Below are 16,152 nucleotides of genomic sequence, written 5' to 3'. Positions count from 1 at the left end.
CGTGCCTTGCCCGCCATGGCCAACTCCTGCCAAAATGACCGAAACAATCCGTGTCATCGCCGGGGAGCGCAAATCTCGTGCCAGACTAATGGATTCGCGAAATTGGGTGGCGCAAATGTCGTGCCGAACAGTATTGGGACGGGCGCATATAATGGGCAATCTGGAATGGCGCGCTCGAACGCCGAGAAGTCGTGGTCTTTTGCAAATAGCTCGCGCCGACCCACGCTGCGGTTTGGAACGTGGAACAGCATGCCGCCCGGCAAATATCGTTTTGCTCGCGCCATGCGTCGTGTTTACCAAGACGCCCCAATTTAGCCAATTTTGGTGGCCGTCACCTTTTTCTTGGGGCCCGGATGGCGTAGAGCGCTTCGAAGGTGCGGAGATAGAGGGTGCCGTCGGCAACGATCGGGGAGGCGGAAATGTCTTCGCCCATCGTGTTGGAAGCCAATTCCTCGTATTGCCGGCCGGCTTTCACCACCGTCACCGTGCCATCGCGCGATGCCAGATAGATTTTGCCATCGGCATACAGCGGGCTGGCGCGGTGGCGATCGGGATGGGTGCGGTGTTCATAGTATTGCTCGCCGGTGCGAACGTCGAAGCAATACAAGTTTCCATTTTCGCGGCAAAGATAGGCCAACCCATCGTAGACCAGCGGCGATGGAACGTCGGGCGTGTTGTGCGGATGGGTCCAATAATGGGTCTGGGCATCGTTGGTGATGTCGCCATGCCCGTCGGGCCGCAATGCCATGACCGGACCATTCTTCGCCGAAGGGACAATGATGATGCCCGGCACGGCGAGCGGCGAGGCCACGAGCCGGAGCGAGTTGTTGTATTGCCCCTTGGGGTTCAAGCCGCCGCAGCGCCATACTTCTTCGCCGTCGCTCAAGCGATGGGCGATGATGTAGTCGCCGCCGTGCGTCAGCAGCAGGGCTTGATGTTGATCGCGATAGATTGTCGGCGTGGCATACGATTCTTGACATTCGTCGCGGGCATCGGTCTTGCGACGCTGCATCCACACCTGTTCCCCCGTCGCCTTATCCAAGCAGACGATCTTCGCTCCGCCGCTATGGATCAGTTGCAGATAGAGGCGGTCGCCATCGAGCACGGGGCTCGATGAAAAACCGTGTTGGATCAGGAATTGGCCATACTTCTTTTGCAGATCGATCTTCCAAATTTGGTTGCCGGCGAAGTCGTAGCAGGCCAAGACGCCGGTGCCCATCATGGTCCAGACGTGCTTGCCGTCGGTGGCGGGAGAGGGCGAAGCGGAATTGCCTTCATCGCCGCGAACGTTCTTGTTGCCGCTGCCCACGGTCTTTTTCCAAAGCTGCTTGCCGGAAGTGTCGGCTGCGATCAACACCAGATCGGAACCGTCGACGGAGGTGAGAAAGAGATGGTCTTGCCACACCACGGGCGTGGCTCCGGCGGGGCCGGGCAGTGCGAGCCGCCAAGCGATATTCTTGCCGGATGCCTTGTTCCATTCCGCCGGCAATCCAGTCTCCAAGCTGACGCCGTCGAACCGGGCGCCGCGCCATTGCGGCCAGTTATCCGCGCGGGCGTGTTGAACAGCGAACCAGCAGCAGACCAACGACGCGATGCCAATCCAAGGCCGATGCAATCTCATGGAAGGGAAAACTCCTTGCTGCGGAACCGCGGCGATCCAAATCACGAACGACGCCAGACCGTATTATGCTCGGCCGAACAACAACTTCTCCACAGATCCCGCTCCCCTTGCGGAAGAGGGCAGCTGAGGAGGTTCGACAAGCGGAAGCTATTTTTCAGCCGAGCCTTAGTGTGGCGAACGCCGCTGGCCGGGTCAAGGAAGAGATTGATCGCTCGACAGCTTGCGAGCGCTACGCGACGCGCAACCGCAAGCTCGGCGACGCCTTCGGATTGAAATTGCCGGCGTCAGCGCGAAGCGAATCATCACCGCCCCCGAACAGAATTGGACGAGTGAAGAAATAACCCAAATACGCCTGCCCGGGGAATTCTGAATGCGGAATCGCCCCCCCACCGCACGCGCGATGGTGCTGGTGTATGCTTACGAACGGTTGCACTATTTCGCCTCGGTCTTGTCGTCAGGCTTCGCCGCCTGCGAATCGGCTGGCTTCGGTTCGTCCGGTTTCGTGTCAGTTGGTTTCGCTTCTTCGGCCGATTCGGCTTTCTTTTCGAATTTGTAGAGCCAAGTTTCGCGGTCGGGGGTTTGGTCGTAGGCCATGAGCTCGCTGTTGGCGAGCTCCAAGCCGAGGTCTTTGGCGTCGTCGGGCATCGCCAGGAATTTCAGATTTTCGAGCACGTATTTGCCGATCCGCAGCTTCGGCACGAGCACCTGATGGCATTTGATCACTCGGGCGCCGTTGCCGCTGAACGTGAGCTGCACCTCGGGGCTCGTGGCGTCGATCGCGACGCCGGCCTTGGCGAGCATATCGGCCGGGGCCCAACTGGGGGCGTTCGGGTTCGTCGATTGGATCAAAATTACGATTGGCGTGGTGCCGTTCAAGATCGCGCCGACGCTATCGAGAGCCCCTTGGCGATAAAACGGAACCTCGCCCGAGTTGACGACCGTTTCGGCCTCGGCCATTGATTTTTGGATCTGCTCGAAGGCGGCCGAGCCGAGATGATTCTTCTTGCCCAGCGAGCGCAGCGCCGCGGCCGCTTCGGGATCATCGGCCAGGGCGCGGTATTGTTTGTCGAGCGGATCGAAATCAGTTTTGGCCGCGTTGTAGGCCATGATTAGATTGTTGCGGGCAAGCATCCAATCGATGATCGCGGCTTTGAGCGCCCCGGGAATATCGGCGACGAATTGTCCTTGCAGCTTCGGCTGGAGCTTGTTGATGGTTTCGACTTGCTGGTTCAAATCCTGCTGCAGGGCCTGCATCATTTCCTGCTCGCTGCGGAAGCGCGCAGCAATTTTGTGGGGGATCGAGTCGGGCTTGTCGGCATAGCCCTTGAGCTCGGTGTAGCGGGCTTGGGCCTTGGAAAGCGTTTCGCGATCGCCGGATATTTCGAGCGATTCGTGTTTCGCATTTTTGGCCGCGCCATGATTCGCGGCGGCGACTTTTGTGAAATCGGCCAATTTTTCGGTGACCTTGGCGTCGTCGGGGAGGACCCAAGGAGTGGACGCGGCTGTGGCTTTGAGGCGCTTGAGGCCCTTGTCGATGAGGATTTTCGTCGCAACGGCCGGTTTGTACCAAATCGCTTTCGCCGGGGTGGGCTTCGGCGAGGGTGTTTTGGCGGTGGGCGATTCGGTTTTCGGCGATTCGGTTTTCGGCGATTCGGCTGGCGGAGTTTCGCTGCCGGGCGGATCATCGGCCCGGACGGAGATTGCGACGGCGGCGACTAGACAGAGGGCCGCGGCGCGGGCCGAGAGCAGGCCGAGCGGTCGAATGCGGTTGGAAAGCAAGAATCGTGTCATGCCGAGTTTCCTTTTTTTTGCGCCCCCGGCGGGAAATCTCGCCTTGAGCGGGTCGTCCCTCGCGAACGCTTCGGGCTTGTGTTGTTTCTAGCTCTAAGAAATCGTTGGCTCCGCCGTTTCAATTTGTACTCTGCTTCGGGTTGAATTCGCAAGCAAGTTCGCCGTCGGCAATGAACCGATCCGAGCCGAACCGCCGCGGCGGGGGGACGTGATTGAAACCGCACCGGGGTTTTTGTCCCATAGCCCAGCATTGGCCGTCATCGGGTGTGCCACCCCGGGGCTTCCGGATCGACACAAATCCATTGGCTCGTTCGTCATCAGCCGGCCAAACCGAAATGGGCGTCAAAATCGGCAAATCTGTGTCCATGTTCTTCACGGACTGAACCGCTGCAATTCGCAATTAGCGGTAACCGGCGGCGGTTTGGCGGTGTATAAATGGCAATACTCGCGATGTTGAACCGAACTCTTTTTGGAGATTTACGATGAAGCGGTTGCTAGCAAGTGCGGTGGCGGTGATGTTGGGGGCAGCGATTTGGGGCAGCGCCGCGCCGGCGGTACATGCGGCGCCGCTCGAAGCAGCGGATGTGTCTAGTTCGGCTAAATGGCTGGCGCATATCGATTTCGATGCGGCGCGGGAAACGAAAATCGGCGAACATCTGCGCTCCCAGGCGCTGAAGAACGCGCGCGTCGAAAAATCGCTCGAAAAGTTGAAAGACTTCGGCTTCGATCCGGAAAAAGACCTGCATGGTGTTACGCTCTACGGCACGGATATCAAATTGGGCGCCGATGCCACGCCACGCAGCCCCGTGCTGATCGTGTATGCCGACGCCGACACCGACAAAATCGTGAGCTTTCTGAAAACACGCCCCGACTATGCCGAATCGAAGACTGACGATGGCACCGATGTGTACACCTGGAAATCGAACATGGGCCACGACAAAAAGGAAACCGTTTGGGCGGCGTTTCCCAAAAAGGGAGTCGGCGTCTTGGCCGATAGCGACGAAAGCCTGAAATCGGCCCTGAAGGTGATTGCCGGCAAGGGGGGATTGTCGAGCAGCTCGCCCCTCTTGGGCGACGCGCCGAAGGGAACGTTCATGCGATTGGCGGTCGTCGGCCTCACGGAAGCAAAGCTCCCGATTCAACAGCCGCTGTTGGCGCAAATCGACGACGTTCACCTCGCCATCGGCGAGAACGAGGGAGACGATTTCATCAAGCTCAACGTCACCACGACCAAGCCCGAGGCCGCCAAGCAAATGAAGTCGATGATCGACGGCTTCAGCGGGATGATGGCTCTGCAAGCCGGCGAGCATCCGGAAGTGCAACAGTTGCTCAAAGACTTGAAAGTCGAGGCGGCGGACAAAAACCTGACCGTCGATTGGAAAGCACCGGCCGACGAATTGATCAAGCTCGGCGAGAAGATGCATCAGCAATCGAATCGCGGCGGTCCAGAGGAGAAGAAACCGGCCGAATCGGAAGATAAGTAGGCGAGGCGAGCCGAGATTGCAGGGTGCCATGCCCCACGGCTGCGGTCGTGGGGCATGGTGGCCCCCGCAACGAACGGCGGCGGCGCCCTGCCCATTGCCTTGAATGGGGATGTGAATCACCGAGAATAAGCATGCCCACGCAGAGCCGAGGGCATGGCACCCGAACGCGAAACTGAGCGCCGCGCATCGGCATGGGCGGCAGTCGAACACGAATTTGCATCGCACGATGAGCATGGCATCGCAACCGCCGGCGTCCGAGCCGCTCAGCGAAGAGCAGTTGGCCGTTTTGGCCCAACGAGGCTGTGAAGCGAGTTTCGAGCGACTCGTGCGGCGGGTGCAGGTGCCGCTTCTGCAGTTCTTGGTAAGCCGATCGCGCTGCCGGGCCGACGCGGAAGACTTGGCTCAGGAATCGTTAGTGCGAGCCTATCGAGCATTGCACCGGTACGAACCGCGATTCCGATTTCGCACGTGGCTATTTACGATCGCGCACCGCTTGTCGCTCAACCACCGCCGCGACGAGCACCGCACGCGGTCGATCGCCGAGGCCGATGCGATTTGCTCGCCGGCCGCCGATGTCGCCGACGCGATTTCGGCCGGCGAATCGCAACGCGGAGTCTGGCAGCTTGCCGCGGAAACGCTCGACGTGGAGCAGACCGCCAGCCTTTGGCTGCATTACGTGGAAGAATTGAACACGCAGCAGATCGGCCGGATTCTGGGGCGCTCGCGGGCGGCGGTGAAGACGATGATGTTTCGGGCACGAAAAAAACTGCTGCCGGGCTTGCGGGCCTTGATGGGTGAAGAATTTGGATTCGCGGCCAGTGTGGATGCGAAGGGGTGATGTTCATGCACGACGAAAACTCTCGTTCTCGAAGCGAAGACTGGATGGCCCGCAAGCTGCGCGAAGCGGCGCGGCGCGAGCAACCGCAATTCTCCGAAGCGTTGCACCAGCGGATCATGCAGTCGGTCCGGCCGGCAGACGCGGCCGGAGATGCGAGCCGGTTTGCGGCTCAGCGGATTTCCGGCGCGCGGATGTCCGGCGCGACAGTTACGTCCGAACTCACGCAGCCGCTCGTCGGGCCGGCGGCGCCGCTTACGAAACGATCCGGCGATTCGCGGCTTCGCCGATTCTGGTCGAATGTTGGCCGGATTGCCGCAGCGACGGCGGCGGTTCTGGTGGTCGCGGTGGGCGTGCGATCGTTGATCGCGCTGGTGAACCAGCAAAATTCGCGGAGCCTGACATCCTCAATCACTCGACCGGTCGCCGGGGCGCCGCCGGCAATCGAATCGCCCGCGACGCAGTTGCCGGCGATCTCGAATGTGCCGGTCCGAATTGTGGCGACTCCGCCCAAGCGCGCGACGGTCGAGCCGGTGGCGATCGATCAGGATTCGCCGAACGATATCGACCTCGCACCGAGCGAGATCGCAACCGATCTGACGCAAGAACTCGCCGGCGATCTCCCGCAGCACATTTCCGCCGCGGCGGCGGGCTACACGCTCGATGGCCTTGGCCGCGAGGCTAAAGCGACCGCCCATTTGCTGGTGGATCAACTGCCCTTCGAAATGCCCGGCGAAGATTGGGGGCTCTGAGATCAGCGCAAGTCGGCCCAATCACACTAGCCCGAAGCGTTAGCGAGGAAGCGCCCTGACAGGCGTTTCTATTCTTCTCAATACTGCCACCTCAATGCTGCCACCTCGGGTGTGCCACTGGCCAGAGAAGTCGGCCAGTGCCGGCCGGCGAGTTGACGTTACCCCTCGGCAATGGGCGACGCCGATAGCGATTGGCAAACGGCGGCGTTCGAGAGCGCGTCGCAGGGTCTTGCGGCGCTCACACTGGCCGACTGCGCTGGCCAGTGGCACACGGTCGGTCGCACGCTCTGGCCCGTACAAGACTGCTCAGCCTTCGGCCGGTTGGCGTGGTCTGTAGATTTCGGTGGCCGTGCCCAGGAAGAGTTCGCCGCTAAAGGAGAGCGTTTCGCTCAGTGTCGGATGCGGATGGATCGATTCGGCCAGATCGCGGGCGGTGCAGCCCATTTCGATCGCCAACACACCCTCGGCAATCAGTTCGCCTGCTCCGCTGCCCACGATGCCGACGCCCAAGATCCGCTCGGTTTCCGGATCGACGAGCAATTTGGTGAGCCCCTCGGTGCGGCCGAGCGATTGGGCCCGCCCGCTGGCCGCCCAGGGATAGCGGACTGCCTCGAATTCTCGCCCCTCGGCTTTGGCGGCCTGCTCCGTGAGGCCCGCCCAGGCGATTTCGGGATCGGTGAACACGACGGCGGGGATCGCCTGCGGGGCGAAAACCGCCGGGCCGCCGTGCAACGCTTCGACGGCCACTTTCCCCTGGTGCGATGCCTTGTGGGCCAGCATCGGTTCGCCGGCCACGTCGCCGATTGCCAGGATATGCGGATCGGCCGTGCGCTGCTGATCGTCGGTGACGACAAAGCCGCGGCGATCGATTTCGACTTTCGTGTTTTCCAATCCCAGGCCGTCGCTATTGGGCCGCCGCCCGACCGACACCAATACGCGGCTAAACCTCTCGCTGCGCGACCCGCTGCCGTCGGCTGCCTGAAAATTCACCTCGATCGAATCGCGCTTGTCGGCGAGCGAAGCGACCTTGGTTCTCAAATGGATTGCGGCAAATCGCTTTTCCATCCGGACATGGAGCGGCTTGACGAGATCGCGATCGGCCCCGGGCAACAGCCCGTCGGTCAATTCGACCACGCTCACTTTCGTGCCCAATTCGGCGTAGACGGTGCCCATTTCCAGGCCGATGTATCCGCCGCCGACGACCAACAGCGATTCGGGAATGTCGGGCAAATCGAGCGCTCCGCTGGAATCCATTACTCGTGGCGTGGGGAGATCGAAGGCCGGAATTTTCATCGGCCGCGATCCGCTGGCCAGGATGCAATGCTCGAATTCGAGCGTTTCGTTCTTGGCCCCTTTTTCGGCCCGCTCGAGCCGCAAGGTGGTCGAATTTTCGAAAACTCCGCGAGCCTGAATCACTTCGACATTCCGCCGCTTGGCGAGTTGCTTCAGCCCGCCGGTGAGGGTGTCGATCACTTTTTCCTTGCGGGCTCGCAGGGCATCGACCTCGAGTTTCGGAGAGGCGAAGCGAACGCCCCAGCCATCGAGTTCCTTGGCTTCGCTGATCACTTTTGCGACGTGCAGCAGGGCCTTGGAGGGAATGCAGCCGCGCAGCAAGCATGTGCCGCCCAATCGGGGATCGGCTTCGACCAGGGTCACCTTCATTCCCAAATCGGCAGCGAGAAACGCCGCCGTATATCCGCCGGGTCCGCCGCCGAGCACGACAAGTTGGCTTGCCATCGACACTTCCTTGCGATTGCCAAAGGGTGAAGCTTTTGTTCAGGAAAAGGGCCTAGTTTGTGCGAGCGACCGCCACCCGTCAAGCAGCGCCGGTAGGTGCGATTGGTTGTCTGGGGTAGCCCTTGTCGCTGCCCGTGTATGCAGCGACCGTGTGCCACTGGCCAGCGAAGTCGGCCAGTGTGAGCGCCGAAGACTTTGCCCTCCTCTCGCCAACGCCGGTCGTTTGCCAATAGGTTTCGCGTCGCCCCTTTTCGAGCCTGCATGTCAACTCGCCGGCCGGCACTGCCAGACTGCGCTTGCCAGTGCCACACGAAACCCATAGCAATCAATCGTAGAGCGATGGTCAATGCGGAGCGGATGCCGCGGCGAGGGCGTCGCGAGCTTTTTTCACTTCGTCGGCGGCCCATGGTTTGTCGCCGTAGAGTTCGACGATGCTCGACCAAATCGCGCGGGCTTTTTCCGGAGCGGTCGCGCGCAGTTCTTGGGCCCGGGCAAGATTGGCGTCGATCAACCTTCGATAGGTGGGCGATATTTTGGAAATCTGCTGGTCTAGATGGGCCAGTTGACGATGGGCCAGTTCGATGAATCGGACCGTCGTTTCCGAAGGATGGGGCAGTTGGCCGTAGAAATCGATGAGGGCCTGCAGTTTGGCGACCGTCTGTTCGGGATCGTTTGCGGCTTCGCGGATTGCGTCGGCGTAGTCGTGCGTGATCGGCTCGCCTGCGGCCCCGGCAAGCCGAGGACTAAGTGCGAACTGCCGCTCGAGGTGCAGCAGTTCGATTTCTTCGGCGTAGCTTTTGATCTGCGGCACGTGCGGATCGTCTGGAAAACGGCTGAGGAATTTGCGGATATCGTTTTCGGCGTCCAACAGCCGTTCGGGCCGACCAGCGGTTCCGACGGTCGTCTCGATGCGAGCGAAGAGCGTGTCGGCAGAGGGCGGACGCATCATGTACAAGCCCAGGCCGACAAGCGAGGCCAACGCCAGCGACAACAGCGCGATTTGAATCCAGCCGCTGCTTTGGGCCGACGCGTCGGCTTCGGCGCGGCGGCGTTCGTCTTCCTCGACCGTGATGAACCGATTGCCGCGCGAGGGCGTCGAGTGCGACAGGCCTCGCGGTTCGTGCCCCAGCGCGCTTGCCGCGGCGGAACTAAACATGCGGTTCGAGTTATCGCCAGTCGAAACAACGTCCGATGGCGAAGGCTCCGCAGTGCGTGGCGAAACGGCGAGCGACGGCGGAGTTTTTGCGCCGTTTCGCGGCCCAATCACCGGGGGCGGCCCGGCTGAGTTCGGCCCGGCTGAACTCGGCCCGGCGGTGACATCGTACGGGAGCGGCAGCGAACCGATTGCCGGCGCGTCGGCCACGCGCCGCTCGCCGGCGGATTCGGCCGATGCGCTCGAGGGTGGGGCCAATGTCGGCGAAAGTTGCGATCGAGCGGGGCTCAGCGAAGTCGCCGGCGCCGCTGGGTCGGCCGTCGGTTGCGGAGCGTGGCCGCGAAGCGTTTTGAACGGATCGAGCGGCGGTTCGGCAGGGAGCGTCTCCGCGCCCGGCGGCAAGAGTTCGAATTCGTGCCGGACTGGCTGTGCGGATTTCGCGACCGGTGGGATGCCCTCCACCGGCAATGCGGCCCCGGCCGTCGAAGCAGCGGTCGAACCTGCCGACAAGCCCGACTCCCGCGGCATCGACAGCGCGTGTTCCAAGGCCGCGAGCTGCTTGCCGATCACGCGCGCATTCGTGCCGCGGGCGGTCGGGTCTTTGGAAAGCAAACGAGCGATGATGTCGCCAAGTTGGATCGGCGTGTCGGGAGCAAACCGCGCCACCGGCGGCGGCACCGCGAAACGGTGAAGCTGCAAAACTTCCGGCAGCGAACCGCCCCAAAACGGCGGCCGGCCGGCCAACATCGCAAACAACACGCCGCCCAAGCTGTAGAGATCGCATTGCGGCGTGACGCCCCGGCCGTCGGCCTGCTCGGGAGCCATATACTCGGCGGTGCCTACCAAACCGCCGGCGGAGGTCAATCGCGTGTTGCCGAATAGTCGGGCGATGCCGAAATCGGCCAATTTGACGTCCCCGTCGGGCGTCAGCAGAAGGTTGGCCGGCTTCAGATCGCGATGGATGACGCCATGGTCGTGGGCATGCTGCAGGGCGCGGGCGAGCTTGATGCCGAGGCTCGTCGTTTCGCGCCAATTGAAGCGGCGGCTGGCTTGCAATTCGTCTTCCAGGTTCGTGCCATGAACCAATTCCATGGCGTAGAAGATCACGCCGTCTTGCTCCCCGAAGCCATACAGCCGAACGATATTCGGATGCTTCAGTTTCTTGAGCGTTTCGATCTCGATTTCGAACCGTTCGCGGAAGCCTTCTTCGACCGCCAGATGCGGATTGAGAACCTTGATGGCGGCCGGTTGGCCGGTGTCGACATTCAGGCCTTCGAAAACGGTTCCCATGCCGCCTCGGCCAAGCCGCCGGGCGAGACGATAGGGACCGAGTTGTTCCAGTTGCATCCTTGCAATGTAACATGCCGGATGGGGTGAGGGTGAGGGTGAGGGTGAGGGGATAGGAAACGGCGCGCGAAACCGCAAGCGAGCTTCCGACTCCCTTGGGCGGTGCGGCTCGCTTGCGGTTTCGCGCGATGCCACCCCCGCTTGCCCTCTGCCTGCCCCCGGCGCTCGCTTGACGCCTCGCCGTCGCGCTTCCTACGATGGATCGTTCGATTTTCGGAAAACACGGATTCGCTGTGGTGGATACGGTCAAGATCGGGATCGTCGGATTGGGCACGGTCGGGTCGGGCGTCGCCCGGCTGTTGGTCGACCACGGCGATCGGGCTGCGCGCCGGGCCGGACGGCGGCTCGTGCTCGAGCACGTCGTGGTGCGCGATTCGCAAAAACCACGCGATGTGCGTTTGCCGGCCGGAATGATCTCCACCGATTTGAAACGCATCACCGGCAATCCCGAAATCAGCACAGTGGCCCATTTGGTCGGCGGACTCGAGCCGGCCCGCACGATTTTGCTCCAACTCTTGGCCGCCGGCAAAGACGTGGTGACCGCCAACAAGGCACTCCTGGCCGAGCATGGCACCGAGCTGTTCGACGCGGCCCGGCGGGCGGATCGTTCGATCGCGTTCGAAGCGGCCGTGGCCGGCGGTATTCCGATTATCGCCAATATCAACCAATGCCTCGCCGCGAATCAAGTTCTCTCGATCCACGGCATCCTTAACGGCACGTGCAATTTCATCCTCACGGAAATGGAAGACCGCGGCGCCAACTATTCGGCCGCGCTTGCCGAGGCGCAGCGCCGCGGCTATGCCGAAGCCGATCCGACGATGGACGTCGACGGAACCGACACGGTGCAAAAACTGGCAATTCTCTCGCAACTCGCCTTCGGCTTTCGGCCCCAATGGCGCGAAATTCCCTGCCGCGGCATCGATCGGGTCGATGCCACCGATCTGCGATATGCACGCGAGCTTGGCTATCGAATTCGGCTGCTGGCCGTCGCTCGGCTGGGCGCCGCGGGATTGGACCTGCATGTGTCGCCGACGCTTGTCCACACCCGAACTCCACTGGCCGAGGTGCGCGAAGCCTACAACGCGATCGCGCTGACGGGCGACGCCGTCGGCCAATTGTTCTTCCACGGTTTGGGGGCTGGTCAGATGCCGACCGCATCGGCCGTCGTGGCCGACCTGATCGATATGGTCGTCGGCCGCGCGAAAATTACGTTCCATACATTGCAGCTTTGGTCGGACGAGCCGTCGCACGTGCGGTTGGCCGATCCGGCGCAATCGAGCGGCCGGCATTATCTGCGGTTCAACGTCGCCGACCGGCCGGGCGTGTTGGCCGAGATCGCCGGCGAACTTGGCCGGCATGCAATCTCCATCGCGTCGGTCATTCAGCACACGCAAGACGGCACCGACGGCACCGTGCCGCTAGTGATCATGACCCACACGGCCACCGAAGGCGCGATGCGTGCTGCGTTCGATGCAATCGACCGCATGGAGCACGTGCGGGCTCCGAGTTCGCGGATGAGAGTCTACGGGGGGAAAGTGTGAGGGTGAGGGGTTAGGGACGAAGGCAACGGGGACAGACGGGGGCAAAAAAACACTGTGAAATACGCACTTATTATTCCCGATGGGGCGGCAGATGAGCCGCAGGAATCGCTCGGCGGGCGGACGCCGCTTCAGGCCGCCTCCGTGCCCGCGATGGATGCCGTCGCGCGCGCAGGCGTGGTTGGCCGGGCCAACCATGTCCCGCGGTCGCTGCCGCCAGGCTCGGATGTCGCCTGCCTCAGCTTGCTGGGCTATGATCCGCTGCAATATTTCACCGGCCGAGCGCCGCTCGAGGCGGCGGCCCAGGGCATCGCGCTCGAGCCGAACGATTGGGCCGTTCGCTGCAATCTGGTGACGATCGAAGACCAGGTGATGCGCGAATTCACGGCCGGACACATCTCGACCGACGAAGCCCGCTCGCTGCTGTCGGCGGCGCAAGAGCAATTGGGCAGCGATGCATTGCAGTTTTTTGCGGGGGTGAGCTATCGCAACCTGATGGTCTGCCGCGGCGATCGCAATCCGGCGCCATTTTCTTCCGACACGCGCACGACTCCGCCCCACGACCTGACCGATAGATCGGTGCTCGACGATTATCCCCGCGGCCCAGGCTCCGCGCTGCTCAACCAACTGATGAGCGACAGCGTGGGGCTGTTTGCCGAGCACCCGGTGAACGTTCGCCGCCGCGCGGAAGGCAAGCCGCCGGCCACGAACATCTGGCTTTGGGGCCAAGGCCGCACGCCGGCCTTGCGACCCTTTTGCGAAGCCTATCATGGCTGCCGCGGCGCGATGATCACGGCCGTCGATCTCTTGCGCGGCCTTGCGGCGTTGATGGGCTGGCGGCGGATCGAAGTGCCGGGCGCCACCGGCTACACCGACACCGACTACGCCGCCAAGGGCCGCTATGCGATCGACGCGCTGGCCGACGCGGATTTGATATGCGTGCACGTCGAAGCGACCGACGAAGCATCGCATGAGGGGGACGCGGCAGCGAAAATCCGCGCGCTGGAAGACATCGATCGCCACATCGTCGACCCGCTCGCCAAAGCGCTTGCCGAACAGGGAGACTATCGGATATTGATTTCGCCCGACCATCCAACGCCATTGCGGATCAAGACGCACAGCCACGGCGCGGTGCCGTTCGCGATTTGCGGCGCTGGCATCGCCCCCGACGCGGCAACGACCTACGACGAAGTGGCGGCCGCGAATTCTTCCCTCGCCTTCGAAGCCGGCTGGAAACTGATGGGATGGCTTTTAGGGACGAGAGATTAAGGGCGACGGACGAGTTGAAATTCGAGCAGGGGAACAACGCATGGATTGAACCAAACCTATCGCCACGCGCGAAACCGCAAGCGACCCCCAATGCCAAACGGCACACGAAGCTCGCTCGCGGTTTCGCGCGTCCGTCTCGAACCCCTCACCCTCGCCCTCACCCTTCCTCCCCATGCTGATCGTTCAAAAGTTTGGCGGAACCAGTGTTGCCGACAGCCAGAAGATTTTGGCCGCGGCGCGAAAGGCCATTCGCGCTCAGCAAGAAGGAAATCGCGTCGTCGTCGTCGTCAGCGCGATGGGCAAGAATACCGACACGCTCATCGATCTCGCCCACGAACTGACCGATCGGCCATCGGCCCGCGAAATGGACATGCTTCTTTCGACCGGCGAACAGGTAAGCGTCGCGCTAACGGCGATGGCCGTCCATTCGCTGGGCCACAAAGCGATCAGCCTCACCGGCGCCCAGATCGGCATCAAAACCGATAGCAGCCACACCAAGGCCCGAATCCATTCGATCTCGACCGATCGTCTGCGGTGGGCCCTCGATGAAGGAAATATCGTCGTGGCCGCGGGCTTCCAGGGCATCGACGAAGACTACAACATCACGACGCTTGGCCGCGGCGGCAGCGACACCACGGCCGTCGCCTTGGCCGCCGTGCTGGGGGCCGACGCGTGCGAGATATACACCGACGTCGATGGCGTTTACACGACCGACCCCCGCCAATTGCCCGAGGCCCGGCTCGTCAAGCGGATCAGCTACGACGAAATGCTCGAGCTGGCCAGCCTCGGCGCCGCCGTGATGCACAGCCGGTCGATCGAGTTCGCCAAGAAATTCAACGTGCCGATCCATGTACGCAGCTCGTTTTCCGACGTGCGCGGCACGATGATCGTCGCCGAGCCGGAAGCGCCGGAGCGGGCCGTGTGCGGCGTGGCACTGATGCGCGACGAAGCCCGCGTGACGCTTGAAAGCGTGCCCGATCGACCGGGCGTCAGCCTCGCCGTGTTCTCGAAGCTTGCCGACCGGAAGATCACGGTGGATATGATCGTGCAGAATATCGGTGCGGAAGGAAAAGCCGATATTTCGTTCACCGTGAATCGCGACGAACTGGCCACGGCAATGGAAGCGGTGTCCGAAGCCGCGAACGAACTCGGCGCCGTCGGCTATAGCCACGACGATCAGGTGGCGAAAATTTCGGTCGTCGGCTTGGGCATGGCGCGGCAAGTCGGCGTGGCCCAAAAGATGTTTCGCGCGCTGGCCGACGCGGGCGTGAATATCCTGGTGATCACCACCAGCGAAATCAAGATCTCCGTGCTCGTCGCCCGCAGCGAGGCGCAGGCGGCCCTGCGGGCCGTGCATGCCGCCTTCGATCTGAAAACCGATCCGAACGGCAACGGCGGCCCGGTTTCGACCGGCCCTGTGCGTCAGGCAAGCGCTCTGGAAATCATTCGCCGCCTGCAAGGAATGGAAGACCTGACGATCGACGAAATCTCGCTCGATCAGTCGCAGTCGCTGGTGACGATTTTCGACGTGCCCGATCGGCCCGGCGTGGCCGCCGCGACGTTCGACGAGCTGGCCAAGGCGGGCGTGTTCGTGGATATGATCGTGCAAAGCTTCGGCCGCGACGGCCAGGCCAATCTCAGCTTCACGGTGCCCCAATCCGAATTCGCCCGCACCGTCGAGCTCGCCCGGCGAATCGCCAAGCGAATTGGCTGCGGCGGCGTCAACAGTTCGGCCAAGGTGGCGAAGCTATCGGTGTCGGGAATCGGCATGCGCAGCCACACAAGCGTCGCCATCCGGATGTTCGAGTCGCTGGCCGCCGCCGGTATCAACGTCGACATGATGAGCACCAGCGAAGTGCGCGTAAACGTAATCGTCGACGGCCGCCAGGCAGACGCCGCGCTGGCATGCCTCCAACGCGCATTCGCCGACGCGGCGAAATAAGCGGTTCCGTAAATCGCGGGGGGCATAAACTCAGGAGAAGCCACAGTCCGATTGAGAACGTGATAGATCAACCCCGTCGGAGCTCGACGCGCAATTCGCGGCATGCCCGCCAATCGACCTGGGAGCGACGGAATCAACAAAAAAAGAGCCGCGTCCAGCCGCGTCCTGCTCTGTAGAGAACCTGGCGCGATGGTACCCCTCACGAAATCCATGCCGTCAAAAAGCCCACAATTTTGGCTCTTCCGTTTCTGAGTGCCAGAATCGCGGAAACTGCACTTTCAGCGGAGGCATGGCAACTGGGTAGTGCGTTCAACGAGGGAGATTTTCCGAAAATCTCCCCGTGTTGCCGGTGGTCGGCATTCCGTAACTCCTTGGATGTAAAATAGTTACGATTAGGATTACGACGATTTCATTGGCTTCCGCACATAGAAACGGAAGAGCCACAATTTTGGCGTTTGTTGCAGTGGGTTCTGTAACAGTGCATCTGCCGAGGAGTTCTCTACAGAGCAGCTGCGTCCCGTTTTCACTCCCCCGGCAGCCCCTTCGGCGTGGAGCGAGCAGGCGGCCGAGCAATTGGGCTTGCAACCAACGCTCCGCCCACGAGGCCGACCGCGCAAGAAACCGAACTAGGCGCACGTTCTCATCTTGCCCATTATATGCGCCTGTCCCCTTTATCAACTCCC

At 62.1% G+C, this 16,152-nt stretch carries 10 protein-coding genes; 6 read left to right on the top strand and 4 right to left on the bottom strand.

Annotated elements, in window-relative coordinates:
- Positions 1–331: 331 nt before the first annotated feature.
- A complete protein-coding gene (locus tag VHX65_12480) occupies positions 332–1,621 on the bottom strand; it encodes a PQQ-binding-like beta-propeller repeat protein (GenBank protein ID HEX3999359.1) in 1,290 nt (429 codons plus the stop codon).
- A gap of 432 nt (positions 1,622–2,053) precedes the next feature.
- Positions 2,054–3,412 (bottom strand): hypothetical protein, encoded by a 1,359-nt coding sequence (locus VHX65_12475; GenBank protein HEX3999358.1) that lies wholly within the window; start codon positions 3,410–3,412, stop codon positions 2,054–2,056.
- 482 nt (positions 3,413–3,894) lie between these two features.
- On the opposite strand from VHX65_12475, the gene VHX65_12470 reads away from it, so the two are divergent.
- The 3 genes from VHX65_12470 (at position 3,895) to VHX65_12460 (ending at position 6,483) form a co-directional block, all read left to right on the top strand.
- Positions 3,895–4,896 carry a hypothetical protein gene (locus tag VHX65_12470; GenBank protein ID HEX3999357.1) on the top strand — a complete coding sequence of 334 codons (1,002 nt, stop codon included), beginning with the start codon at positions 3,895–3,897 and terminating at the stop codon, positions 4,894–4,896.
- Between the two features lie 226 nt (positions 4,897–5,122).
- The gene (locus VHX65_12465; GenBank protein HEX3999356.1) at positions 5,123–5,734 is read left to right on the top strand and encodes an RNA polymerase sigma factor; all 612 of its coding nucleotides are present in this window, start codon (positions 5,123–5,125) and stop codon (positions 5,732–5,734) included.
- A gap of 5 nt (positions 5,735–5,739) precedes the next feature.
- Positions 5,740–6,483 (top strand): hypothetical protein, encoded by a 744-nt coding sequence (locus VHX65_12460; GenBank protein ID HEX3999355.1) that lies wholly within the window; start codon positions 5,740–5,742, stop codon positions 6,481–6,483.
- A gap of 306 nt (positions 6,484–6,789) precedes the next feature.
- Here the strand turns inward: VHX65_12460 and lpdA are convergent, their stop codons facing one another.
- Positions 6,790–8,220: a dihydrolipoyl dehydrogenase gene (gene lpdA / locus VHX65_12455; GenBank protein HEX3999354.1), complete on the bottom strand. Its 1,431-nt coding sequence runs from the start codon at positions 8,218–8,220 to the stop codon at positions 6,790–6,792.
- 343 nt (positions 8,221–8,563) lie between these two features.
- A complete protein-coding gene (locus VHX65_12450; protein HEX3999353.1) occupies positions 8,564–10,720 on the bottom strand; it encodes a protein kinase in 2,157 nt (718 codons plus the stop codon).
- 197 nt (positions 10,721–10,917) lie between these two features.
- Between VHX65_12450 and VHX65_12445 the strand changes: the two genes are divergently transcribed.
- The 3 genes from VHX65_12445 (at position 10,918) to VHX65_12435 (ending at position 15,469) form a co-directional block, all read left to right on the top strand.
- Entirely contained in the window at positions 10,918–12,261 is a 1,344-nt protein-coding gene (locus VHX65_12445) for a homoserine dehydrogenase (protein HEX3999352.1), read from the top strand.
- A 54-nt stretch (positions 12,262–12,315) separates the two neighbouring features.
- Entirely contained in the window at positions 12,316–13,527 is a 1,212-nt protein-coding gene (locus tag VHX65_12440) for a cofactor-independent phosphoglycerate mutase (GenBank protein ID HEX3999351.1), read from the top strand.
- Positions 13,528–13,699: 172 nt separating this feature from the next.
- On the top strand, positions 13,700–15,469 hold the full coding sequence (locus VHX65_12435) for an aspartate kinase (GenBank protein ID HEX3999350.1): 1,770 nt from the start codon (positions 13,700–13,702) through the stop codon (positions 15,467–15,469).
- The last annotated feature ends 683 nt before the right edge of the window (positions 15,470–16,152 follow it).

The sequence above is a fragment of the Pirellulales bacterium genome (assembly GCA_036267355.1).
Taxonomy (GTDB): domain Bacteria; phylum Planctomycetota; class Planctomycetia; order Pirellulales; family DATAWG01; genus DATAWG01.
Note: the sequence above shows the minus strand (reverse complement) of the source record. Positions and strands in the feature narration are given on the sequence as shown.

What these genes read in the sequence shown, in the direction of transcription:
- VHX65_12480 (HEX3999359.1), bottom strand. Translation starts at nt 1,621, where the DNA reads ATGAGATTGCATCGGCCTTGGATTGGCATCGCGTCGTTGGTCTGCTGC.
- VHX65_12475 (HEX3999358.1), bottom strand. Translation starts at nt 3,412, where the DNA reads ATGACACGATTCTTGCTTTCCAACCGCATTCGACCGCTCGGCCTGCTC.
- VHX65_12470 (HEX3999357.1), top strand. Translation starts at nt 3,895, where the DNA reads ATGAAGCGGTTGCTAGCAAGTGCGGTGGCGGTGATGTTGGGGGCAGCG.
- VHX65_12465 (HEX3999356.1), top strand. Translation starts at nt 5,123, where the DNA reads ATGAGCATGGCATCGCAACCGCCGGCGTCCGAGCCGCTCAGCGAAGAG.
- VHX65_12460 (HEX3999355.1), top strand. Translation starts at nt 5,740, where the DNA reads ATGCACGACGAAAACTCTCGTTCTCGAAGCGAAGACTGGATGGCCCGC.
- lpdA (HEX3999354.1), bottom strand. Translation starts at nt 8,220, where the DNA reads ATGGCAAGCCAACTTGTCGTGCTCGGCGGCGGACCCGGCGGATATACG.
- VHX65_12450 (HEX3999353.1), bottom strand. Translation starts at nt 10,720, where the DNA reads ATGCAACTGGAACAACTCGGTCCCTATCGTCTCGCCCGGCGGCTTGGC.
- VHX65_12445 (HEX3999352.1), top strand. Translation starts at nt 10,918, where the DNA reads ATGGATCGTTCGATTTTCGGAAAACACGGATTCGCTGTGGTGGATACG.
- VHX65_12435 (HEX3999350.1), top strand. Translation starts at nt 13,700, where the DNA reads ATGCTGATCGTTCAAAAGTTTGGCGGAACCAGTGTTGCCGACAGCCAG.